Source organism: Streptomyces sp. NPDC059743 (assembly GCF_042732975.1).
GTDB lineage: Bacteria > Actinomycetota > Actinomycetes > Streptomycetales > Streptomycetaceae > Streptomyces.
This window is the reverse complement of record NZ_JBHWGS010000022.1, coordinates 83,042-104,637: the sequence shown is the minus strand read 5'-3', so window position 1 is coordinate 104,637 and position 21,596 is coordinate 83,042. Positions and strand designations below refer to the sequence as shown.

Here is a 21,596-nt window from a genome sequence, read left to right as displayed (position 1 = left end):
CTCGCGAGCCCCCCGGATGGTTACCCTTCAATCTATGTGATCTAGATCTCTTTGTGAAGGAGTTGTGGTTCATGTGAAGGGCCGCGAGCGCAAAGATTTCGTAACCACCCGGGCCGTGGGGGCGTTGTGCGTTCAGGGTGCCCGAGGTCAGGCCTGACCGGCCAGTTCGTACCCGGCCTCGTCGACGGCGGCGCGTACGGCGTCCTCGTCCAGCGGGGTCCGGGAGGTGACGGTCACCTGTCCGGTGGCGGCCACGGCCTGCACGGAGACGACGCCGTCGATCCCGGAGATCTCGCCGGCGACGGCGCCCTCGCAGTGGCCACAGGTCATGCCCGTGACCTGGTAGACGGTCGTGATCCGGCCCGTCTGTCCTTCGGTCGCGTCGCTGTGGCAGGAGCCGGTGGGTGAGCAGCAGGAGTCCGAGGTTCCGGTGGTCTCGGCCTTGGTCTCGGTGGTCATGGCGTTCTCCTCGTCGGGGATAGGGGCGGTTGTCCCGCCGATAATACCCCTAGGGGGTATGAAGATGAACTCCTGGGCCGGTGTCCGGTTCCGCTGTCCCGTCAGAGATCTCCGACGAGCGGATGCAGATAGCGGAAGAGGACCGTCTTGATCTCGGCGATGTACGCGTCTCGCTGGTCCGGCTCCTCCGTGGCGAGGATCAGGTCCAGGCCGGCCTTGAAGACGGTGAAGGTCGTCTGTGCGACGCGGGTGATCTCGGCCTCCGGCGCCTCGGGCAGATAGCCGCCGAGGATCCCTTCGACCCGGGCGAGCATCGAGGAGTGGAGGGCTTCGTGTTCCTGGGTGACACGGCCGGGGATGTCGGAGCCGTGCATGAAGACGGCGAAGGCCGGGTTCTCGTAGTTGAACTGGATCAGCGGATCGAGGACGGCGTCCAGGAGCTGGTCCAGGGGGAGTTCGAGATGGGCGGGGAGGAACGCCTGTCCGTAGGTCGCGCGCCAGCGAGCCAGGAGCTGGTCGCCCAGCTCGATGGCGATGGCTTCCTTGTTGGGGAAGAACTGGTACAGCGTGCCGGGGGAGACACCGGCCTCCCGGGCGATGGAGTTGGTGCTCGCCGCGGTGTAGCCGGTGGTGCAGAAGACCTGGGCCGCCGCTTCGAGGAGCTGGGCGATACGGCGCTCGCCGCGGGCCTGGCGCCGACGTGGCTTCCCCGTTTCCGTGGCGTCGCTCTTCGGCTCCGGCATATGAATCCCCGGCTTTCCTGGATCGGTTGACAAACACGAGCGATGGCTCGCAAAATTGAGAAATGCGAGCGACGACTCGTATTTGTCATTCTATGGCAACGGCTGACCCATGCCATGGGTCACGGTGAAGGGGACACCGCACCATGTCCGAAGTCAATACCGGCCCGCGTCCCGGGGGCTGGACCCGGTTCGTCACCGCGCGGCCCAGGCTCTCTCTGCTGGTCGCGCTGGTGATCACGGCCCTGGCGGTCTTCGCGGGGAGCGGAGTCGCCGACCGGATGGGCAGTGGAGGCTGGGAGGACCCGGACGCCGAGTCGACCTATGCGACCAAGGCGCTGGAGCGGGAGTTCCCCGCCTCCGAGCCGAATCTCCTGCTGCTTGTAGACAGCGGGAGCCGGAGTGTGGACGATCCCGCCGTGGCCGCCGAGGCCGAGCGCCTCACCGACCGGCTGGCGGCCGAGGAAGGCATCACCGGGATCGGCTCCTACTGGCGGACCAAGGCGCCCGCGCTGCGCGCCGAGGACGGGCGGGAAGCGCTGATCGCGGCCCGGATCGAGGGTGACGAGAAGACGGCCGCCGCGGTGCTGGACCGGATAGCGCCCGAATTCCGCGGCGAGCGGGGATCGTTGGAGGTCTCGGTCGGCGGCCCGGTCGCCGTGCGGCACGAGATGCAGACCATCATCCAGGAGGATCTGCTGCGGGCCGAGCTGATCGCCCTGCCGGTGACGCTGGTGCTGTTGGTGATGGTGTTCGGCAGTGCGGTCGCCGCCCTGCTGCCGCTGGGGCTCGGCATTGTCGCCATCCTGGGGACGAACGCGGTGCTGCGCGGCATCACCGAGCTCACCGATGTCTCGGTCTTCGCGCAGAATCTCACCACGGCTCTCGGACTCGGACTGGCCATTGACTACGCGCTGTTCATCGTGCGCCGATTCCGCGAGGAGCTGGCCGAAGGGGCCGAGGTCCGTGCCGCGGTGGGCACCACACTGCGCACCGCCGGGCGCACGGTGCTGTTCTCGGCGCTGACCGTGGCGGTGTCGCTGGCCGCGATGCTGGTCTTCCCGCAGTACTTCCTGCGTTCCTTCGCCTATGCCGGGATCGCGGTGGTGGTGCTGGCCGCGGCGGCGGCGCTGATACTGCTGCCGGCCGCGCTGATGCTGCTGGGCCACCGGGTCAACGCCCTGGACCTGCGGCGGCTGCTGCGGCGTCGCGGGCGTACGTCCGAGCGGGCGCAGGGAGCCGGATGGGCGTGGACGGCGGCGCTGGTGATGCGCCGGGCGCCGGTGTTCGCGGTCGCCACGGCGGCCGGGCTCGTGCTGCTCGGACTGCCCTTCCTGGGAGCCAAGTTCGGCACGGCCGACCACCGCCAGCTTCCGTCGGGCGCCGAGTCCCGAGTGGTCCAGGAGAAGATACGGGACGGCTTCCCGGGCAGCCCCAGCGGCGGCTTGGAGATTCTTACCGAGGGCGCCTCCACACCCGCCGAGTTCGCCGACTACCGCAGCCGGATTGCTGCCCTCCCGGAGGTGGCGAGGATCGACGGTCCCGTCATGGCCGGCGAGCACGGGTACTTCACGGTCCTGCCGAAGGGCGAGGCGGTGGGTGAGAAATCTCAGCAGCTTGTCCGGGAGATCCGTGCCGAACAGGCTCCGTTCGACACCTCGGTGACCGGCGCCGCAGCCGTGCTGGTCGACTCCAAGGACGCGATCGCGGACCGGCTGCCCTGGGCGGCGGGCATCATCGTCGTGGTGACGCTGTTGCTGGTCTTCCTGCTCACCGGCAGTGTGCTGATACCGATCCAGGCGGTCGTGCTCAACGCGCTGAGTCTGACGGCGATGTTCGGCGCGGTGGTCTGGGTCTTCCAGGACGGCCATCTGTCCGGACTGCTCGCCTTCACCTCCACCGGAGACATAGAGACGACTCTGCCGGTGCTGATGTTCTGTGTCGCCTTCGGACTCTCCATGGACTACGGAGTCTTTCTGCTCTCCCGGATCAAGGAGGAGTACGACAGCAGCGGGAACCATGAGCAGGCGGTGGCCTTCGGACTCCGGCGCACAGGAGGGCTGATCACCGCGGCGGCTGTGATTCTCGCGCTGGTCATGGTGGCCATCGGTACCTCACGGGTGACCAATACGAAGATGCTGGGGCTCGGGATCGCGCTCGCGGTGATCATGGACGCGATGGTGGTGCGCAGTCTGCTGGTTCCCGCGGTGATGAAGCTGACGGGGAAGGCGACCTGGTGGGCACCGGGACCGCTGCGCCGCTTCCATACCCGGTTCGGCCTGAGCGAGGGCGAGTCCATACCGGTGGCCGAGGCGGGCCCGAAGCTCTCTGCCAAGGGTGAGGACCGCGACGAGGACCGGGACCGGGACACGGCGGGCGTCTGAGCATTGGTCACGACGGGGGAACGGGGGAGTGAGCGGGGGGAAGCGCAGGGGGAGGTCCCGTACCGACAATCGGTACGGGACCTCCCGCCAGGCCCCTTCTCAACTCACGGTGTGCGCCGCTGCGGTCAGCCTCTGCTGCCTCTGTTGCCGGGGCGGTTGGCCACCCAGGCACGGACGGTGTCCGCGTACCAGTAGGGCTTGCCGTTCTCCACATGGTCGGGCGGCGGAAGCAGTCCATGCTTGCGATAGGAGCGGACGGTGTCCGGTTGTACCCGGATATGCGCCGCGATCTCCTTGTAGGACCAGAGCCTTCTGTCCGTCATCTGTGGCACCTCCCTGCGCCCGCCGCAGGAAGGTCTGTCGACCGTCGGGGGAGCTGCGGCTGAGACGCTGGCGATCACCCAGCCTGTGCCCAGTGAGCGACACAGAGTGATGGAGAAAGCGGAATTGTCGCTTCCCTGTGACGGAAGACCCGCGTAATGGAGATATGCGTGACGTTAATGGGATCTCTGTGACAGATATGGCACATGCGACACATGTGTGTCGGGCGCGGGCCCGGGACGGTGGTGGTCAGGCGCCGCAGCTTCGCAGGAAGCGGCGTGTGCGGGTGGCGATCGGGAGCGGCTTGTCGGGCGGACATGGATACATGTCCTGTTCGACGATGGCGAAGAGATCGACATCCAGCCGCTGTGCCGCCGTCAGGACCGGCTCCAGCGCGGGCACTCCGCCCGGTGGTTCGCACATCACGCCGCGTCCGACGGCCGGCCCGAACGGCACCTTGTTCGCCACGACTTCGGCGAGGATCTCCGGATCCACCTGCTTGAGATGGAGATAGCCGATCCGCTCACCGTAGGTCTCGATCAGCTTGACGCTGTCGCCGCCGCAGTAGGCGTAGTGCCCGGTGTCCAGACAGAGGGAGACCAGTTCGGGATCGGTGGCGTCGAGGAAACGGCTGACGTTCTCCTCGCTGTCGACATGGGTGTCGGCGTGCGGATGGACGACGATGCGCAGTCCGTACCGCTCACGGACCTCCCGGCCCAGGCGCTCGGTCTGGGTGGTCAGATCGCGCCACTGTGCGGCGGTGAGGGTGCGGTCCTCCAGCACCTCGCCGGTCTTGTCGTCGCGCCAGAAGGAGGGAATGACGACCAGATGGTCCGCGCCCATCGCCCGGGTGAGCGCGGCGATGTCCGCGACATGCGCCCAGGTCTGCTCCCAGACGGCGGGCCCGTGGTGCAGCCCGGTGAAGACGGTCCCGGCGGAGACCTTCAGTCCGCGCCGGGCGGTCTCCTCGGCCAGTTGGGCGGGATCGGTCGGGAGATAGCCGTAAGGGCCGAGCTCGATCCACTCGTAGCCCGCCTCGGCGACCTCGTCGAGGAAGCGCCGCCAGGGAACCTGCCATGGATCATCGGGAAACCACACGCCCCAGGAGTCGGGGGCCGACCCGACCCGGATGCGGTTCAGCGTGGGCACGGAAGAGGTCATACCGGTCAGCTTTCCGGCCGTGCCGAAAGAGTGTCAAGGCTTCGTCCGAATGTAAGGACAAAACGTTGACAGGTTCCGAGCGGAGCATTAGACCTGGGGTGGGCCGCAGACGCCCGCAGACCCGGTCATGGCCGCCGAACCGAAGGGACCGCGTATGACCGCGCCGTACGACGTGATCACCATGGGCCGGATCGGCGTCGACCTCTATCCGCTGCGGACCGGGGTCCCGCTGGCCCAGGTGGAGACCTTCGGGAAGTTTCTCGGCGGCTCCGCGACGAATGTCGCGGTCGCCTCGGCCCGTCTCGGCCGGCGCGCCGCCGTCATCACCCGCACCGGACGGGATGCCTTCGGGGACTATCTCCACCAGGCGCTGAGGGAGTTCGAGGTCGACGACCGCTGGGTGACGGCGGTCGACCGCTATCCGACCCCGGTCACCTTCTGCGAGGTCTTTCCGCCGGACGACTTCCCGCTCTACTTCTACCGGCTGCCCAAGGCGCCCGATCTGGAGATCCACCCGCATGAACTGGATCTGGACGCGATCGGCGCGGCCAGGATCTTCTGGATGACCGGCACCGGACTGTGCGCGGAGCCCAGCCGTACGGCGACGCTCACCGCGCTGGAGTCACGCGCCGGATCCGGTATCACCGTCTTCGACCTCGACTGGCGGCCGATGTTCTGGCCGACGGACGCCGAAGACCGGTCCGGCGGCACAGAACCGGCCGATCCAGCAGAGTCGCCACGTGAGCTGTACACCAGGGCCCTGCGGTCCGCCACGGTCGCCGTCGGCAATCTGGACGAGTGCGAGGTGGCCGTCGGGGAGCGCGATCCGGAGGCCGCCGCGCGGGCACTGCTCGCGGCCGGGCCCGAGCTGGCCGTCGTCAAACAGGGACCCAAGGGCGTGCTCGCCGTCCATCGCGACGGCACCCGGGCCGAGGTGCCGCCCGTCCCGGTGGAGGTCGTCAACGGCCTCGGTGCCGGGGACGCGTTCGGCGGCGCCCTCTGCCATGGACTGCTCGCGGGCTGGGAGTTGGAGCGTGTCATGAGGTACGCCAACGCGGCGGGTGCCATCGTCGCGGCCCGGCTCGCCTGTTCGTCCGCGATGCCGTACGAGCGTGAGGTCGCCCAGGTGCTCGCGGGCGGCCCGGTCCCGGCGCAGGACCCGGCCGTGGCTCCGCCGCCGGACACCGGGCCGTCCGCAGGCCCGTCCGCCGCGCCGTCCACCACAGCGACCCCGGGAGCTCCCTCATGACCGGCGTCGATGTGTCGGAGCTGGTCCGGCTGCGTACGCACCATCCCGAGGCCGTCGCCGAGGCCGCGGCCCGCCGCGTCCGCCGCCCTCTGCTGCGCACCGGCGGCCACTCCACCGGCCGGCTGATGATCATCGCCGCGGACCATCCGGCCCGTGGCGCACTCGCCGTCGGGGACCGCCGTCTCGCCATGGCCGGCCGGCTCGATCTGCTGGAACGGCTCTGTCTGGCCCTGTCGCGCCCGGGCGTCGATGGTGTGCTCGCCAGCGCCGACATCCTTGACGACCTGCTCCTGCTCGGTGCCCTGGAGGACCGGGTGGTCGTCGGCTCGATGAACCGCGGCGGCCTCGCCGGCGCCGCCTTCGAACTCGACGACCGCTTCACCGGACACCGTCCCGAGGACCTCGCCAGGCTCGGCTTCGACGCGGGCAAGCTGCTGCTCCGTATCGACTACGAGGACCCGGGCTCCCTGGACACCATGTACTCCGCCGCCCGCGCCATAGACGCCATGGCCGAGCGCAGGCTGCCGGTCTTCGTGGAGCCGTTCATCTGCCGGCGCGTCGAGGGACGGCTCCGTACGGATCTGGGCGCGGAGGCCGTGACACGCTCGATCGCCATCGCATCGGGGCTGGCAGGTACCTCCGCGTACACCTGGTTGAAGGTTCCCGTTACCCAAGACCCCGACGATATGGCCCGGGTGATGGAGACCTCGACACTCCCCGCTGTCCTGCTGGGCGGCGACATCGGAGGCGACCAGGAGGGCGCGTACGAGAAATGGCGCAGGGCGCTGCGGCTGCCCACGGTCCAGGGCCTTGTCGTGGGCCGCTCGCTGCTCTATCCGGTCGACGGTGATGTAGCGGGAGCCGTCGACACCGCCGTGGGGCTGCTCTAGGGGGTACGGAGACATCATGACGACCGACCACCAAGAGCCGGAGCGGTATGTCCCCGCGGGCAGCGCCGCGATGGGCCCGTACACCCTCGACATCGATCCCGAGCGGGCCGGCTGGTCCCACAGCAGTCTCCGCGTCCTGGAACTCCCGCCCGGTGGCACCCACTCCCTGGCCACCGGGGACAGCGAGTGGATCGTGCTTCCGCTCACCGGCGGTTGTACGGTGCACACGCAGGGCGAGTTCTTTGAACTGCTGGGCAGGGAAAGCGTGTTCAGCGGAGTCACGGACTTCGCGTACGTTCCGCGCGACGCCCACGCACAGATCGCCTCCGGTGCGGGAGGCCGCTTCGCCCTGGCAGGAGCGAGGTGCGAGCGACGACTCCCCGCTCGCTACGGTCCCGCGCCGGAGGTTCCGGTCGAGCTGCGCGGCGCGGGCAGCTGCTCGCGCCAGGTCAACAACTTCGCCGCCGCCGGTGTATTCGACTGCGACCGTCTGATCGCGGTCGAGGTGCTCACTCCCGGCGGCAACTGGTCGTCGTACCCACCGCACAAACACGACGAGCACCTCCCGGGCATCGAGTCCGAGCTGGAGGAGATCTACTATTTCGAGATCGACGGCGGCGGTCTCGGCTACCACCGGGTCTCGCCCTCGCGGCCCGGCGGTACGGATGTTCTCGCCGAGGTCCGTACGGGCGACACCGTCCTCATCCCGGACGGCTGGCACGGGCCGTCCATCGCCGCGCCGGGACGCGACATGTACTACCTCAATGTGATGGCGGGGCCGGGCGAGTCCAGGGAGTGGCTGATCCGGGACCACCCCGACCACGGCTGGATCAGAAACAGCTGGCCGGAGCAGACCGTCGACCCGCGGCTGCCGCTGTACGGAGCCGAACCGCCGCGCCAAGACGTCGAACCGCCGCTTCACGGAGCCGAGGAGGGCCCCCGATGAGCACACGCCGTCTCACCGTCGCCCAGGCGCTGATCACCTTCCTGTCCCGGCAGTACACCGAACGGGACGGCCGTAGAAAGCGGCTGGTGAACGCCGTCTGGGGCATCTTCGGGCATGGCAACGTGGCGGGTATCGGCCAGGCCCTTGTCGAGTCCACGAACGAGATGAGGTACTTGCAGGGACGGAACGAACAGGCCATGGTCCACGCCGCCGTCGGCTACGCCCGTCAGAGCAACCGCCTCTCCGCCCATGCCGTGACCACCTCCATCGGCCCCGGCGCCACCAACCTCGTCACCGGTGCGGCACTCGCCACCATCAACCGCCTCCCTGTGCTGCTGCTCCCCGGTGACACCTTCGCCACCCGTCCCGCCGATCCCGTTCTCCAGCAGCTCGAAGTCCCCTCAGCGGGCGATGTCTCGGTCAATGACGCCCTACGCCCGGTCTCGGCGTACTTCGACCGTGTCACCCGTCCCGAGGCGCTGATCCCGGCCGCGCTCGCCGCGATGCGCGTGCTCAGCGATCCCGCGCAGACCGGGGCCGTCACCCTCGCGCTGCCGCAGGATGTGCAGGCGGAGGCGTTCGACTGGCCGGAGGAGTTCTTCGCCGAGCGTGTCTGGCGGGTCCGCCGTCAGGCGCCCGACCCGGATGAACTCGCCGATGCGGTGCGGCTGGTACGGGCAGCCGCCCGTCCTCTGCTGGTCGCGGGCGGCGGAGTCCACTACAGCGCGGCGGAGGAGGCGCTCGCGGCGTTCGCCGACGCCACCGGCATCCCGGTCGCCTCCACCCAGGCGGGCAAGGGCTCGCTGCCTCATGACCATCCCTGCGATGTCGGCGGGATCGGTCACACCGGCACCGCCACCGCCGATGAACTGGCCAGGACGGCGGATCTGGTCATCGGTGTCGGCACCCGCTGGTCGGACTTCTCCACCGCGTCCGCCACGCTCTTCGCGAACCCGGCCGTCCGCTTCCTCAATGTGAATGTCACCGGCTTTGACGCCCATAAGCTCGCGGCCCATCCGCTGGTGGCGGACGCCCGTACCGCCCTGGAAGGACTGACCGCCGCACTCACCGAGGCCGGCGGCCACCGGGTCGCGCCCTCGTACGCGGCCGAGTACGGCGAGGACAAGGAGCGCTGGGAGTATCGCGTCGACGCCGCGTTCGCCGCCGACGAGGAGCTGGCCCGGCCCACCCAGGCCCAGGTCCTCGGCGTGCTCGACGCACTTGTCACCGGCGAGGACATTCTCATCAACGCGGCGGGCTCGCTGCCCGGCGATCTCCACAAGCTCTGGCGGGCCCGCTCGCACGACCAGTACCACGTCGAGTACGGCTACTCCTGTATGGGCTACGAGATCCCGGCCGCCCTCGGTGTGCTGCTCGCGGACCCGGGCAGGCCCGTCTGGGCCCTGGTCGGGGACGGTACGTATCTGATGAACCCCACCGAAATCGTCACCGGTGTCCAGGAACGGCTGCCTCTCAAGGTGGTCATCCTCCAGAACCACGGGTATGCCTCCATCGGAGGGCTCTCCGCGTCGGTCGGCGCCGAGGGATTCGGTACGGCCTACCGCTTCCGGGCGCCCGACGGCACGTACACCGGTGATCCGCTGCCCGTCGATCTCGCGGCCAACGCGGCCTCGCTCGGAATGCGGGTGATCCGCGCCAAGACCATCCGTGACCTGCGCGAAGCCCTGGCGGAGACACGCGCGGCCGACGTCCCCACATGTGTCTACGTGGAGACCGAAACGGCAGACACTATGTCCGGCGTGCCCCCGGCCCAGGCGTGGTGGGATGTTCCCGTGGCCGAGACAGCGACCCGTACGCCCGCGGTCAAGGCCCGCGAGGAGTACGACCGGCACGTTGCCGCCCGGCGCCGTCATCTGTGAAGGAGCACGCAATGAAGACCGTCAACCACTGGATCGGTGGCAAGACCGTCGAGGGCGCGTCGGGCAACTGGGGCCCGGTGACCGACCCGGCGACCGGCGCCGTCACCACTCAGGTCGCACTGGCCTCCGCCGAGGAGGTGGACGGCGCCGTCGCCGCCGCGAAGGCCGCGTACGCCACCTGGGGCACCTCATCCCTGGCCCAGCGCACGGGCATCCTCTTCCGCTACCGCGCGCTGCTCGACGCACACCGTGATGACATCGCCGCGCTGATCACCGCCGAGCACGGCAAGGTCCACTCGGACGCCCTCGGCGAGGTCGCGCGTGGTCTGGAGATCGTCGAGCTGGCCTGCGGGATCACCACCCAGCTCAAGGGAGAGCTGTCCACACAGGTCTCCAACCGGGTCGATGTGGCGGCGATCCGCCAGCCGGTGGGCGTGGTCGCGGGCATCACGCCCTTCAACTTTCCCGCGATGGTGCCGATGTGGATGTTCCCGCTGGCGATCGCGTGCGGGAACACCTTCGTACTGAAGCCCAGCGAGAAGGACCCGTCGGCCGCGAATCTGCTGGCCGAGCTGGCCGCGGAGGCAGGGCTGCCCGACGGCGTGCTGAATGTCGTGCACGGCGACAAGATCGCGGTGGACTCCCTGCTCGCACACCCGGATGTGGCGGCGGTCTCCTTCGTCGGTTCCACGCCGATCGCCCGCTATATCCATACGACGGCCTCCGCCAACGGCAAGCGCGTGCAGGCCCTCGGCGGCGCCAAGAACCATATGCTCGTCCTGCCCGACGCCGATCTGGACGCCGCCGCGGACGCGGCCGTCTCCGCGGCGTACGGCTCGGCCGGCGAGCGCTGTATGGCGATCTCGGCGGTTGTCGCGGTGGGCGCGATCGGTGATGAACTGGTCGCCAAGATCCGTGAGCGCGCCGAGAAGATCAAGATCGGTCCCGGCAACGACCCGATGTCCGAGATGGGCCCGCTGATCACCAAGGCGCACCGTGACAAGGTCGCCTCGTATGTCACGGGAGCGGCGGCCCAGGGCGCCGATGTCGTCCTGGACGGCACGGGCTACACGGTCGACGGCTTCGAGGACGGCCACTGGATCGGGCTGTCCCTGCTCGACCGGGTCTCCACCGACTCCGACGCCTACCGCGACGAGATCTTCGGCCCGGTGCTCTGTGTGCTGCGCACGGAGACATACGAGGAGGGCGTGAAGCTGATCAACGCCTCGCCGTTCGGCAACGGTACGGCGATCTTCACCCGTGACGGAGGCGCGGCCCGCCGCTTCCAGCTGGAGATCGAGGCCGGCATGGTCGGAGTGAATGTGCCGATCCCGGTGCCCGTCGGCTACCACTCCTTCGGCGGCTGGAAGGACTCGCTCTTCGGCGACCATCACATCTACGGCAACGACGGCGTGCACTTCTACACACGCGGCAAGGTGGTCACCACCCGCTGGCCCGACCCGGCGGAGGCCCCGGCGGGCGTGGACCTGGGATTCCCGCGCAACCACTGAGCCGAGAGCTGGGACCGGGCCCGCGTATGGACCCGAGCGCGTGAGCGGCGGCCCGTACGGACAGCGATGTCCGTACGGGCCGCCGCTCGTGAGGCGGTCGTGTCGTGTGGGACCGGGCCGGGTCCCGAGCGGGCGGGCCGCCGCTCGATAGGGCCATTCGGGGTAATTGGTGAAGTTTTTGCCTATGGGCCCAAGCCCGCCTCCATGCCGTCTCCTGGCCACCTCAAAGGCCTTGCCGCGCCCTGAAGACCGCGCGGCGACGCCGTTCCACCTCCCTGCGAAGGCCGGTCGAGATCGCCGTGTCCCGTGACCGGTGCCGTCACGGCCGCGTTGACCGAGCGCACTCGAATGACTGACGCTCGATAGTTAGATGCTGGATACAACTGATCCGGCGACCGGAAGCAGGAGGACACACATGTGTGGCATCACCGGTTGGGTCTCCTTCGACCGCGTACTGCTCGACGCATCCGAAACGCTGGATGCGATGACGGAGACTATGTCCTGCCGGGGCCCCGACGCCGGCGGCACCTGGATCAGCGGTCCCGCCGCCCTCGGACACCGGCGACTGGCGATCATCGACCTGCCGGGAGGGCGGCAGCCGATGACCCTTGTGACACCGCAGGGCACGCTCGCGCTCGTCTACTCGGGCGAGACCTACAACTTTACCGAGCTGCGCGCAGAGCTGACCGGACGCGGTCATCGGTTCACCACCGACTCCGACACCGAGGTCGTTCTGCACGGCTATCTGGAATGGGGCGAGGCGATGGCCGAACGCCTCAACGGGATGTACGCCTTCGCCGTCTGGGACGGCAGGTATCAGAAGCTTGTGATGATCCGCGACCGGATGGGCATCAAGCCCTTCTACTACTATCCGATCCCCGGAGGAGTGCTGTTCGGCTCCGAGCCGAAGGCGATCCTCGCCAATCCGCTCGCCCGCGCCCGGGTCGACCTCGACGGGCTGCGCGAGCTGTTCGGCTTTGTGAAAACGCCCGGCCATGCGATCTGGGACGGTATGCGCGAGGTCGAGCCAGGCACCGTTGTGACCGTCGACCACAACGGACCGCGCCGCCATGTCTACTGGTCGCTGGAGACCAGGCCGCACACCGACGACCGCGACGCCACCGTGGCGCGGGTACGCACGCTCCTCGACGACATCGTGCGCCGCCAGCTCGTCTCCGACGTACCGCGCTGCACCCTGCTGTCCGGCGGACTGGACTCGTCCGCGATGACGGCGCTGGCCGCCCGGCAGCTCGCCGAGACCGGTGAGAAGGTCCGCAGCTTCGCCGTCGACTTCGTCGGGAGGACCGAGCACTTCGTCGCCGATGAACTCCGTACCACGCCGGACACGCCCTTCGTCCATGATGTCGCGCACGCCTCGGGCACGGATCACCAGGACATCGTGCTCGACTCGAACGATCTGGCCGATCCCGAGGTACGGGCCAGGGTGATCAGGGCCCGTGACATTCCCATGGGGCTCGGTGACATGGACTCCTCGCTCTATCTGCTCTTCAGGGCGGTCCGGGAGCGCTCGACGGTCGCGCTCTCCGGCGAATCGGCGGACGAGGTCTTCGGCGGCTATCTCCAGTTCTTCGACGAGGAGGCCAGACGGGCCGAGACGTTCCCATGGCTGGTGCGCTCCGAGCAGTACATCGGGGACGACGCCGATGTACTGCGGCCCCAGGTGAACAAGGCCCTGGACATGCGGGGATACCTCCAGGACAACTACGCTGCCGCCATTGCCGAAGTCGAACGCCTGGACGGCGAGAGCGACTTCGAGTACCGGATGCGGAAGATCTGCGCGCTCCATCTGACGCGCTTCGTCCGGTTGCTGCTCGACCGCAAGGACCGTACGAGCATGGCGGTCGGGCTGGAGGTCAGGGTGCCGTACTGCGACCACCGGCTGGTCGAGTACGTGTACAACGCCCCGTGGTCGATGAAGTCCTTCGACGGCCGGGAGAAGAGCCTGCTGCGGGAGGCGACGGCAGATCTGCTGCCCAAGTCGGTCTACGACCGGGTCAAGAGCCCCTACCCCTCCACACAGGACCCCAAGTACGCGATCGCCCTGCAACAGCAGATCAAGGATCTGCTCGCCGACCCGTCCCACCCGGTCTTCGAGGTGCTCGACCCCGACCGCGTCCGCCACCTGGCGGAACGGCAGACCCCGCAGACCACCATGGCCTCCCGCCGAGGCCTGGAACGCACGCTGGACATGGCGCTCTGGCTGGACATGTACCACCCGGAGATCGTCCTCACCTGACCGAGCCCGGCTATTAGCCCGCGCCCGTGGGCCCGTACTGTAAATAGGTGGCCCGGTCCCGGAGCGGCGCAGCACGCTGGTCCCATGCCAGAACCGAAGTACCGGATCCGCGCGCTGCACACGGCGGCCACGATCACCGTCTACCAGGCGTATTCGCCGGCCATCGGCCTGCCGACGGCCCGTGACGGCCGGTTCCCCGCCGCCTGGAAGCGGGACCGTATGACATGGATCAAGCCTTCGTTCCTGTGGATGATGTACCGCTGCGGCTGGGGCACCAAGGAGGGCCAGGAGACCGTACTCGCCGTGGAGATCTCCCGGGACGGCTTCGAGTGGGCGCTGCGGAACGCCTGTCTGTCGCATTACGACCGTGCCGTGCATCCCGACCAGGCGGCCTGGAAGCGGGAGCTGAGGACGGCTCCCGCCCGGGTGCAGTGGGATCCGGAGCGGGATCTGCACCTTGGTCCGCTGCCGTACCGCTCGCTTCAGCTCGGTCTGTCCGGCGAGGCCGCGCGGCGGTACGCGGACGGGTGGATCGTCTCCGTCACGGATGTGACCTCGCTCGCGCACCGGATCCATGCCCTGGTGCGCGAGGGCGACCGGTCCACCGCCGAGAAGCTGCTTCCCGCCGAGACCGGCTATCCGGCCGGCGAAGAGCTCCTCGCCCACCTGAGCGCCGCCTGAGACCTGCCTGTGTACCGCGTCTGGTGTAGGTGGCCTTCACCTCGTACTACCCGAGGAGGCCACCGAGTTCCGACCGGTGGCAGCGGCATCGGTTGCAGGGCCCGTTTAGGGTTCAAGCATGGAGACCCGAACCCCCCGCCGGTCCCGGCCGCGCCCGCGCTGGCTCGTGGGCGTGGCCGCTTTCGCCGTGCTCGTCGGAGCCGGTACCTGGACCGCCGTCGCCTCGGACGGGCCGCCCGCCGTCCATCAGCAGGACCAGGTGCTGAACATGCCCGGCGCCCGGATCGACACCTCGTACTTCACCACCGACGGCGGACGCAGACCCGCCGTGCTGATCGGGCACGGCTTCGGCGGCAGCAAGGACGATGTACGGGCCCAGGCCCAGAAGCTCGCGCGTGACGGATACGCGGTGCTGACCTGGTCGGCGCGCGGCTTCGGGAAGTCCACCGGAGAGATCGGGCTCAACGACCCCGACCACGAGGTCAAGGATGTCTCCCGGCTGATCGACTGGCTGGCGAAGCGGCCCGAGGTCCGGCTCGACGGCAAGGGCGATCCCAGGGTGGGCGTGACCGGTGCCTCCTACGGAGGCGCCGTGTCCCTGCTCGCCGCCGGATACGACCGGCGCGTCGATGCGATCGCGCCGCTGGTCACCTACTGGAACCTCGCCGACGCGCTCTTCCCCGACGGTGTCTTCAAGAAACTCTGGGCCGGGATCTTCTTCTCCACCGGTGGCGGCTGCACCACCTTCGAGAAGCAGCTTTGCGCCATGTACGAACGCGTCGCAGTCTCCGGCACACCGGACACCGCCGCCCGTGAGCTGCTGGAGGAGCGCAGCCCGGCCGCCGTCGGTGACCGTATCGATGTGCCCGCGCTGATCGTGCAGGGCCAGACCGACTCCCTCTTCCCGCTTGGCCAGGCCGATGCCATGGCCAAGGCGATCAGCGCCAACGGCGCGCCCGTCGACGTCGACTGGATGGCGGGCGGACACGACGGCGGTGACCAGGAGAGCGACCGGCTCCAGGGCCGGATCTCGTCCTGGTTCGACCGCTATCTCAAGGACGAGAAGGGCACGGACACCGGACCCGCCTTCCGGGTCAGCCGTACCGGAGGCATCGACTCCACCGATGGCGAGACCCAGCTCCGTGGCGCGAGCAGCGATCGCTATCCGGGCCTGGAGAGCGGCTCCACCACCGTGCCGCTCGCGGGAGGCACCCAGACGTTCGCCAACCCGGCCGGCGCCAGCCCGCCCGGAGTCTCGGCCGTACCGGGACTGACCGGCGGAGTCTCCCAGCTCTCCTCGCTCGGCGTCGGGCTCTCCCGCGACTTCCCCGGGCAGTACGCGGGCTTCGACTCCCGGCCGCTGGCACACTCGCTGCGGATCACCGGCTCACCGACGGTCCGGGCCACGGTCGCCTCCAGCAGCGGTGACGCGGTGCTCTTCGCCAAGGTGTACGACGTCGGCCCCGACGGCCGGTCACAGGTGCTTCCCTCGCAGCTTGTCGCGCCCGTACGCGTGGAGGACGCACGCCAGGGCAGGACCGTCGAGCTGACGCTGCCCGCCATCGACCATCAGATCGTGCCCGGCCACCGGCTCCGGGTCGTCCTCGCCGCCACCGACCTCGGCTATGCCTCGCCGGTCACTCCGGCCACCTATCGGGTCGCCCTGGACGGTCCGCTGACCGTGCCCACCGTGCCCGCCCTCACCACCGGCTCCGCCGGGCTGCCCTGGTGGGTCTGGGGACTGCCGGCGGCGGGCGCGCTGATCGCAGGCGCCCTGCTGCTCACCGCGCGCCGCCGCACCAACGCCCCGGCGCCCGATCCCGCGCTCGCCGAGGTGCCCTTGCAGATCACCGATCTGAGCAAGCGGTACGCCAAGTCCGCCGACCGGTACGCGGTACGGGATCTCTCCCTCCGGGTCGAGAAGGGACAGGTGCTCGGTCTGCTCGGCCCGAACGGCGCGGGCAAGACCACCACTCTGCGCATGCTGATGGGACTGATCAGCCCGGACGCCGGTGAGATCCGGGTCTTCGGGCATGCCATCCGGCCGGGTGCTCCCGTGCTCTCCCGCGTCGGCTCGTTCGTCGAAGGCGCGGGCTTCCTGCCGCATCTTTCGGGACGCGACAATCTGGAGCTGTACTGGCAGGCCACCGGCCGCCCGGCCGGGGACTCCCATATCGAGGAGGCCCTGGAGATCGCCGGGCTCGGGGACGCTCTCGCTCGGGCTGTACGCACCTACTCCCAGGGCATGCGGCAGCGGCTCGCCATCGCACAGGCCATGCTCGGTATGCCGGATCTGCTGATCCTTGACGAACCGACCAACGGTCTCGACCCGCCGCAGATCCGCGAGATGCGGGATGTGATGATCCGATACGCGGCCGACGGCAGAACGGTCATCGTCTCCAGCCATCTCCTCTCCGAGGTCGAACAGTCCTGTACTCATCTCGTGGTCATGCACCGCGGGCAGCTCATCCAGGCAGGCCCGGTCGCCGAGATCACCGGCTCCGGCGACACCCTGCTCATCACCACCGCCGAGCAGGTGTCCGAGCCCGTCATCGGGAAGGTCGCCGCGCTGGCGGGCATCGGCTCCGCCGTACGCACGGACGACGGACTGCTCGTACAGCTCGACGGTGCGAGCGGCAGTTCCCTGATCACCGAGCTGGTACGGCTGGATGTACCGATCACGGGCGTCGGGCCGCACCGTCGCCTGGAGGATGCGTTCCTCACCCTGATCTCAGGAGGCTCCGCATGAGCGCGCTGATCGAATCGGCACCCGGCTACCGGACACGGCACACCCTGCCGCTCCGCGTCGAGGCGCTGCGCCAGCTCAAGCGCCGGCGGACGCTGGCGATGGGCGGCGTGCTGGTCGCCCTGCCCTTCATCCTGGTCGCGGCCTTCGCGATCGGCGGCACTCCGGGCGCCGGTGAGAACAACCGGGTGACCCTGATCGAGACCGCGACCGCCTCCGGCGCCAACTTCGCCGCCACCTGTCTCTTTGTCTCCGCGGGCTTTCTGCTGGTGGTGCCCGTCGCGCTGTTCTGCGGAGACACCGTGGCCTCCGAGGCGAGCTGGTCCTCGCTGCGCTATCTCCTCGCCGCGCCCGTGCCCAGGGCCCGGCTGCTCTGGAGCAAGCTGGTGGTGGCGCTCGGTATGAGCGCGGCGGCGATGGTGCTGCTGCCGCTGGTCGGGCTGGCGGTGGGCACGGCGGCATACGGCTGGCGGCCACTCGAACTGCCCACGGGCGGCACTCTGGCCTCCGCCGACGCCCTGCCGCGGCTGGCTCTGGTCGTCGCGTTCATCTTTGTCTCCCAACTGGTCACCGCAGGACTCGCTTTCTGGCTGTCGACCAAGACCGATGCCCCGCTGGGCGCGGTCGGCGGCGCGGTCGGTCTGACGATCGTCGGCAATGTGCTGGACGCCGTGACGGCGCTGGGATCATGGCGGGACTTCCTGCCCGCGCACTGGCAGTTCGCCTGGGCGGACGCGCTTCAGCCGCAGCTCGAATGGGGCGGCATGCTGAAGGGCTCGGCGATCTCGGTCACCTATGCGCTGATCCTCTTCGCCCTGGCCTTCCGTGGCTTCTCCCGTAAGGACATCGTTTCCTAGGCCCTGACCCGCTGGCCCCGGCTTTACCGGCCCCCTAGATCCACCCCCTTCGAGCCGCTTCCGCGCCCGCCCGGAAGCGGCTCGTCGTGCCGAGGGCGGTGAGCAGATCGCCGACGCGACGGCTGTATGTCCGGCTCGACATCCCGAGCCGGGTGGCCGCCGTCTCGTCCGTGAGCCCGGCCAGCAGGGCCTCCAGCACGGGCCGGAGCTGTCCCGGCAGCACTCCGGGTGTGGGGAGCGCGGCCGTCGGGAGCTCCTCGCCCGTCTCCCACCATGCCTGGTGCGTACGGACCAGGGCCTGGACGACCACCGGATCGCGGATCAGCAGCAGTCCGTGGTAGTGGAGTTGGAGATCGAGCGGGACCGCCGCCACCGCGCGGTCGACCAGGATCATCTTGAACGGGATGGAGTCCGTCTGTCTGGCCCGGCCGGGAAGCTGACGCGGCAGCGGATACGCGAGCCCGGCCAGCCCGTGCCGTGGCACGATCCGGCGGACGCCGACCGAGGGCGAACGGCCACGTCCCTTTCCGCCGACGCCGGGACCCGTGCCCGGGCCGCCGTCCTGCCAGTCCAGATCGCCCGCCGCCCGTACACAGGCGCTGGCGAACTCAAGGAACTGCTCGGGAATGCACTGGCCCAGACAGCTTCCCGGATCGTCGAAGATCAGCAGCTCACGGCGGGCGGAGCGGACCAGAGCCGTCAGTGTGGCCGTCACCTGACGCACCCCTCGGATCTGCCGGCCGGGAGGATGGAGCGTGTCCACCACGTCCTCCCGCATCACGCCCAACGACAGCGCCGACCTGTTGAGCACGGACCCTGAAACATCCGCCACGGCTGACCACCCCCGCCATCCCCTCGGAGCCGTACGCCACTCCATGTACGCACATCATCGCTCACCGTGACAAGTGCAGTTCAGGGAGTGGCGACTCCATGCCAGAGCCTCGGCAATCCGCCCTTTCTGTCACATGCTGGTGATCACTCGGTATGAAACGACACAAGCTGTCCGGGACAACCCGCGACAAGTGAGACACATGAGACGGAGGGAGGATGACGATGAACCGCCAAGGACGGGCCAGGGACCGGCCGAACCTTCACCGATGAGGATGACCCGCCCGGGCGACTCTTCACCGTGATCGAGGAGTGCTCAAGAACGGTGCCGTGCCTGCCTCTTGGTGCGAGATGATGGACCGCATGGCCACTTTGCTGCTCGCTCTCTCCGCGATCTCCACAGGTCTGTTCGCGGGGAACTTCCTCATATTCCAGACCGGTGTCATGCCCGCCCTCGCCCGGCTGACGGACGAGCAGTTCGTCCCGGCCATGCGCAGGATCAACGAGCTGGTGCCGCGCCCGCTCTTCCTGCTGACCTTCTTCGCCATAGTGGGCTTCCCGATAGCGGCCCTCGCCGTCCCGGTCGACGGCCGCTCCGAGAACCAGAAGTGGCTTCTGGTGGCGGGACTGGTCTGTGTGGTCATCAACCATTTCATCACCATCGGCGGCAATGTCCCGCTCAACAACCAGCTCGCCGCGTCGACTTCCTCTCCTGACAGTGTGGCGCGCAAGGCGTTCGAGTCGCGCTGGAACGCCTGCCACCGGGCCCGCACCCTGTTCTCCGTCGCCGGCTTCATCCTGGTGGTCAGCGCCACCCTCTCGTAACGAGTCGGCGAGGCGGGCGGGGCGGGGCGGGCGGCAGGGCCGTGGAATGTCAGACGACCTTGAAGTTGGCCATCATGCCCATCCCGCCGTGGTCGATCAGATGGCAGTGGTACGGGAACACTCCGCGATGACTGTCGAATGTCACCAGGAGTTTGACGGTCTGACCAGGCATCAGCACCACGGTGTCCTTGCGCCCCGCTTCCGAAGCGGGGACCGGGCCCCCGTCGCGTTCGAGGACGCGGAACTGCACCAGGTGCATATGGAAGTTGTGCGGTATGAGCGTGCTGGCGTTGGTGACGGTCCAGACCTCGGTGGCGCCCCAGTTCACGGTCGTGTCGATACGGTTCGGATCGTAGCCCTTGCCGTTGATGAAGCCCTGCTGAGTGGCGCCCGTCTCGTCCATGCTGAGCTGGAAGCTCCGCTCCACGGTGGCCTTCCGTGGCGCCGGCAGTGAGGTGAGGGTGGCGGGGACCCTGCTCGGGTCGTGCACCCGGGCGCCGACGTCGAACCGCATGACCTGGCCGATCTCCTCCACCGGCCCCGGACCCATCAGGTTCTTCAGAACGAGCTGGGTGCCCGGGCGGTACTGGGCGAAGTCGATGACCAGATCGGCGCGTTCACCGGGAGTGAGCAGAAGCTGTGTGGTCGGGACCGGCTTCTCCAGCAGTCCGCCGTCGGAGCCTATCTGAGTCATCGGGCTGCCGTCGGAGAGCTCAAGCGCGAAGAACCGCAGGTTGGAGGCGTTGACCAGCCGGAGGCGGTATTTGCGTCCCTTGACCTTCATCACGGGCCAGGGCCTGCCGTTCACCAGGATCGTCGTCCGGTTGAAGGCATCGTCCATCTCGTAGACAAGCTGTGCGTCCGCGTCGAACCGCGCGTCGCGCAGGACCAGCGGCACCTCGAACTCGCCGGACGGCAGCCCGAGCGCGTCCTCCCTGTCGTCGCCCAGCAGATAGACATTGGAGAGTCCGCGGTAGACATGCTCGGACTCCATGTGGTGCGCGTGGTCGTGCATCCACAGAGTCGCGCCCGGCTGGGAGTTGGCGTATGTGTATGTCCTGGTGGCGCCCGGCGCGATCGTGTCCATCGCGCCGCCGTCGTCGGCCGGTGGGTTGTTGCCGCCGTGCAGATGCACCGAGGTCGGCATGGACAGCGAGTTGACCTGCTTGACCACCACGGTCCGTCCGGAGCGCGCACGTATCGTCGGGCCCGGGAAGGAGCCGTTGTAGGTGAACAGCTCTGTCGTGGTGCCCGGCAGGATCTCGCGCCGGGCCTTGGCCATCACCACCGAGTAGTAGTCCGTGGTCGCCGATCTGCGGACCGGCGCGAGCACCGGTGGCCGGGTGAGAGGCACGCTGAACGGCGTGACAGGGCCGGCGGGTACGGCCGCCGCCGCTGCCGTACTCCGCGTGCCGCGGCTGCTGAGCGCCTGTGCCGTCCAGCCTGTGGCACCGCTGACGCCGAGGGCTCCCGCGGTGAGCCCGATCCGTATCGCATGACGACGAGAAAGCACAAGAAAATCCTTCCGGGATTCCGGGGAAAAGGAGTCGGTCCCCGTTCCGATCGCGGGGATGCTACCTAGCCGGAAGTGGTCGCCGGTCGGGATCGGTTCCGTGCGGGCGGCGCTCATGGTGTTTGTGCCGTCTATCGGCGGATAGGGACCCAGCGCCGGTCCACTACCGTTCCAGTGCAGGTCCAGCGCGGATCCAGCGCGGATCCAGCGCCGGTCCAGCGGGAATCGAGTGGGAATCGAGCAGGGATCCAGCGCTCCTCGATCCGGCTTTCTCCCGGGAATTCTCAAGGCGCCGTCATGCGTCATGCCTCAGTATGCTCAGTACTTTAATCCTCAGTATTTTAATGC

Annotated in this window: 17 protein-coding genes; 11 read left to right on the top strand and 6 right to left on the bottom strand. The window is 68.7% G+C overall.

The window, feature by feature from the left end:
• Nucleotides 1-147 precede the first annotated feature (147 nt).
• Together ACFV6H_RS32345 and ACFV6H_RS32340 are read right to left on the bottom strand one after the other, a co-directional pair.
• The gene (locus ACFV6H_RS32345; RefSeq protein ID WP_385549472.1) at nucleotides 148-459 is read right to left on the bottom strand and encodes a heavy-metal-associated domain-containing protein; all 312 of its coding nucleotides are present in this window, start codon (nucleotides 457-459) and stop codon (nucleotides 148-150) included.
• A 101-nt stretch (nucleotides 460-560) separates the two neighbouring features.
• The gene (locus tag ACFV6H_RS32340) at nucleotides 561-1,202 is read right to left on the bottom strand and encodes a TetR family transcriptional regulator (protein ID WP_385549469.1); all 642 of its coding nucleotides are present in this window, start codon (nucleotides 1,200-1,202) and stop codon (nucleotides 561-563) included.
• Between the two features lie 143 nt (nucleotides 1,203-1,345).
• Here ACFV6H_RS32340 and ACFV6H_RS32335 point away from each other — a divergent pair, with 143 nt between their 5' ends.
• A complete protein-coding gene (locus tag ACFV6H_RS32335) occupies nucleotides 1,346-3,583 on the top strand; it encodes an MMPL family transporter (protein WP_385549466.1) in 2,238 nt (745 codons plus the stop codon).
• A gap of 125 nt (nucleotides 3,584-3,708) precedes the next feature.
• Here ACFV6H_RS32335 and ACFV6H_RS32330 read toward each other — a convergent pair whose 3' ends face one another.
• Together ACFV6H_RS32330 and ACFV6H_RS32325 are read right to left on the bottom strand one after the other, a co-directional pair.
• Entirely contained in the window at nucleotides 3,709-3,906 is a 198-nt protein-coding gene (locus ACFV6H_RS32330; RefSeq protein ID WP_066942495.1) for an AlpA family transcriptional regulator, read from the bottom strand.
• A gap of 247 nt (nucleotides 3,907-4,153) precedes the next feature.
• On the bottom strand, nucleotides 4,154-5,065 hold the full coding sequence (locus tag ACFV6H_RS32325; protein WP_385549463.1) for a sugar phosphate isomerase/epimerase family protein: 912 nt from the start codon (nucleotides 5,063-5,065) through the stop codon (nucleotides 4,154-4,156).
• Between the two features lie 154 nt (nucleotides 5,066-5,219).
• On the opposite strand from ACFV6H_RS32325, the gene iolC reads away from it, so the two are divergent.
• From iolC to ACFV6H_RS32280, 9 genes are all read left to right on the top strand, one after another.
• The gene (gene iolC / locus ACFV6H_RS32320; protein ID WP_385549582.1) at nucleotides 5,220-6,314 is read left to right on the top strand and encodes a 5-dehydro-2-deoxygluconokinase; all 1,095 of its coding nucleotides are present in this window, start codon (nucleotides 5,220-5,222) and stop codon (nucleotides 6,312-6,314) included.
• A complete protein-coding gene (locus ACFV6H_RS32315) occupies nucleotides 6,311-7,204 on the top strand; it encodes a deoxyribose-phosphate aldolase (RefSeq protein ID WP_384987417.1) in 894 nt (297 codons plus the stop codon). The genes iolC and ACFV6H_RS32315 overlap by 4 nt, the downstream gene beginning before the upstream one ends.
• Nucleotides 7,205-7,220: 16 nt before the next feature.
• Nucleotides 7,221-8,150 carry a 5-deoxy-glucuronate isomerase gene (iolB, locus tag ACFV6H_RS32310; protein WP_384987415.1) on the top strand — a complete coding sequence of 310 codons (930 nt, stop codon included), beginning with the start codon at nucleotides 7,221-7,223 and terminating at the stop codon, nucleotides 8,148-8,150.
• On the top strand, nucleotides 8,147-10,030 hold the full coding sequence (gene iolD / locus ACFV6H_RS32305; RefSeq protein ID WP_385549459.1) for a 3D-(3,5/4)-trihydroxycyclohexane-1,2-dione acylhydrolase (decyclizing): 1,884 nt from the start codon (nucleotides 8,147-8,149) through the stop codon (nucleotides 10,028-10,030). Before iolB ends, iolD begins: the two co-directional genes overlap by 4 nt.
• 11 nt (nucleotides 10,031-10,041) lie before the next feature.
• Complete coding sequence (gene mmsA, locus ACFV6H_RS32300) at nucleotides 10,042-11,541, top strand: CoA-acylating methylmalonate-semialdehyde dehydrogenase (RefSeq protein ID WP_385549455.1); 1,500 nt, start codon at nucleotides 10,042-10,044, stop codon at nucleotides 11,539-11,541.
• A 415-nt stretch (nucleotides 11,542-11,956) separates the two neighbouring features.
• Entirely contained in the window at nucleotides 11,957-13,798 is a 1,842-nt protein-coding gene (asnB, locus tag ACFV6H_RS32295) for an asparagine synthase (glutamine-hydrolyzing) (RefSeq protein WP_385549452.1), read from the top strand.
• 84 nt (nucleotides 13,799-13,882) lie between these two features.
• A complete protein-coding gene (locus tag ACFV6H_RS32290) occupies nucleotides 13,883-14,479 on the top strand; it encodes a DUF4291 domain-containing protein (protein WP_385549449.1) in 597 nt (198 codons plus the stop codon).
• Between the two features lie 118 nt (nucleotides 14,480-14,597).
• A complete protein-coding gene (locus ACFV6H_RS32285; protein ID WP_385549446.1) occupies nucleotides 14,598-17,228 on the top strand; it encodes an alpha/beta fold hydrolase in 2,631 nt (876 codons plus the stop codon).
• The gene (locus ACFV6H_RS32280) at nucleotides 17,225-18,082 is read left to right on the top strand and encodes an ABC transporter permease (protein WP_384778115.1); all 858 of its coding nucleotides are present in this window, start codon (nucleotides 17,225-17,227) and stop codon (nucleotides 18,080-18,082) included. Before ACFV6H_RS32285 ends, ACFV6H_RS32280 begins: the two co-directional genes overlap by 4 nt.
• Nucleotides 18,083-18,116: 34 nt before the next feature.
• On the opposite strand, the gene ACFV6H_RS32275 is transcribed toward ACFV6H_RS32280, so the two are convergent.
• Nucleotides 18,117-18,914 (bottom strand): DNA-binding response regulator, encoded by a 798-nt coding sequence (locus ACFV6H_RS32275; protein ID WP_385549442.1) that lies wholly within the window; start codon nucleotides 18,912-18,914, stop codon nucleotides 18,117-18,119.
• Nucleotides 18,915-19,273: 359 nt separating this feature from the next.
• On the opposite strand from ACFV6H_RS32275, the gene ACFV6H_RS32270 reads away from it, so the two are divergent.
• The gene (locus ACFV6H_RS32270) at nucleotides 19,274-19,735 is read left to right on the top strand and encodes a DUF1772 domain-containing protein (RefSeq protein WP_384986338.1); all 462 of its coding nucleotides are present in this window, start codon (nucleotides 19,274-19,276) and stop codon (nucleotides 19,733-19,735) included.
• 49 nt (nucleotides 19,736-19,784) lie between these two features.
• Here ACFV6H_RS32270 and ACFV6H_RS32265 read toward each other — a convergent pair whose 3' ends face one another.
• Nucleotides 19,785-21,248, bottom strand: coding sequence for a multicopper oxidase family protein (locus tag ACFV6H_RS32265; RefSeq protein WP_385549438.1), 1,464 nt, complete (start codon nucleotides 21,246-21,248; stop codon nucleotides 19,785-19,787).
• Nucleotides 21,249-21,596: the final 348 nt, after the last annotated feature.

Coding starts and splice junctions, on each gene's coding strand:
- ACFV6H_RS32345 (WP_385549472.1), bottom strand. CDS start 459: ATGACCACCGAGACCAAGGCCGAGACCACCGGAACCTCGGACTCCTGC.
- ACFV6H_RS32340 (WP_385549469.1), bottom strand. CDS start 1,202: ATGCCGGAGCCGAAGAGCGACGCCACGGAAACGGGGAAGCCACGTCGG.
- ACFV6H_RS32335 (WP_385549466.1), top strand. CDS start 1,346: ATGTCCGAAGTCAATACCGGCCCGCGTCCCGGGGGCTGGACCCGGTTC.
- ACFV6H_RS32330 (WP_066942495.1), bottom strand. CDS start 3,906: ATGACGGACAGAAGGCTCTGGTCCTACAAGGAGATCGCGGCGCATATC.
- ACFV6H_RS32325 (WP_385549463.1), bottom strand. CDS start 5,065: ATGACCTCTTCCGTGCCCACGCTGAACCGCATCCGGGTCGGGTCGGCC.
- iolC (WP_385549582.1), top strand. CDS start 5,220: ATGACCGCGCCGTACGACGTGATCACCATGGGCCGGATCGGCGTCGAC.
- ACFV6H_RS32315 (WP_384987417.1), top strand. CDS start 6,311: ATGACCGGCGTCGATGTGTCGGAGCTGGTCCGGCTGCGTACGCACCAT.
- iolB (WP_384987415.1), top strand. CDS start 7,221: ATGACGACCGACCACCAAGAGCCGGAGCGGTATGTCCCCGCGGGCAGC.
- iolD (WP_385549459.1), top strand. CDS start 8,147: ATGAGCACACGCCGTCTCACCGTCGCCCAGGCGCTGATCACCTTCCTG.
- mmsA (WP_385549455.1), top strand. CDS start 10,042: ATGAAGACCGTCAACCACTGGATCGGTGGCAAGACCGTCGAGGGCGCG.
- asnB (WP_385549452.1), top strand. CDS start 11,957: ATGTGTGGCATCACCGGTTGGGTCTCCTTCGACCGCGTACTGCTCGAC.
- ACFV6H_RS32290 (WP_385549449.1), top strand. CDS start 13,883: ATGCCAGAACCGAAGTACCGGATCCGCGCGCTGCACACGGCGGCCACG.
- ACFV6H_RS32285 (WP_385549446.1), top strand. CDS start 14,598: ATGGAGACCCGAACCCCCCGCCGGTCCCGGCCGCGCCCGCGCTGGCTC.
- ACFV6H_RS32280 (WP_384778115.1), top strand. CDS start 17,225: ATGAGCGCGCTGATCGAATCGGCACCCGGCTACCGGACACGGCACACC.
- ACFV6H_RS32270 (WP_384986338.1), top strand. CDS start 19,274: ATGGCCACTTTGCTGCTCGCTCTCTCCGCGATCTCCACAGGTCTGTTC.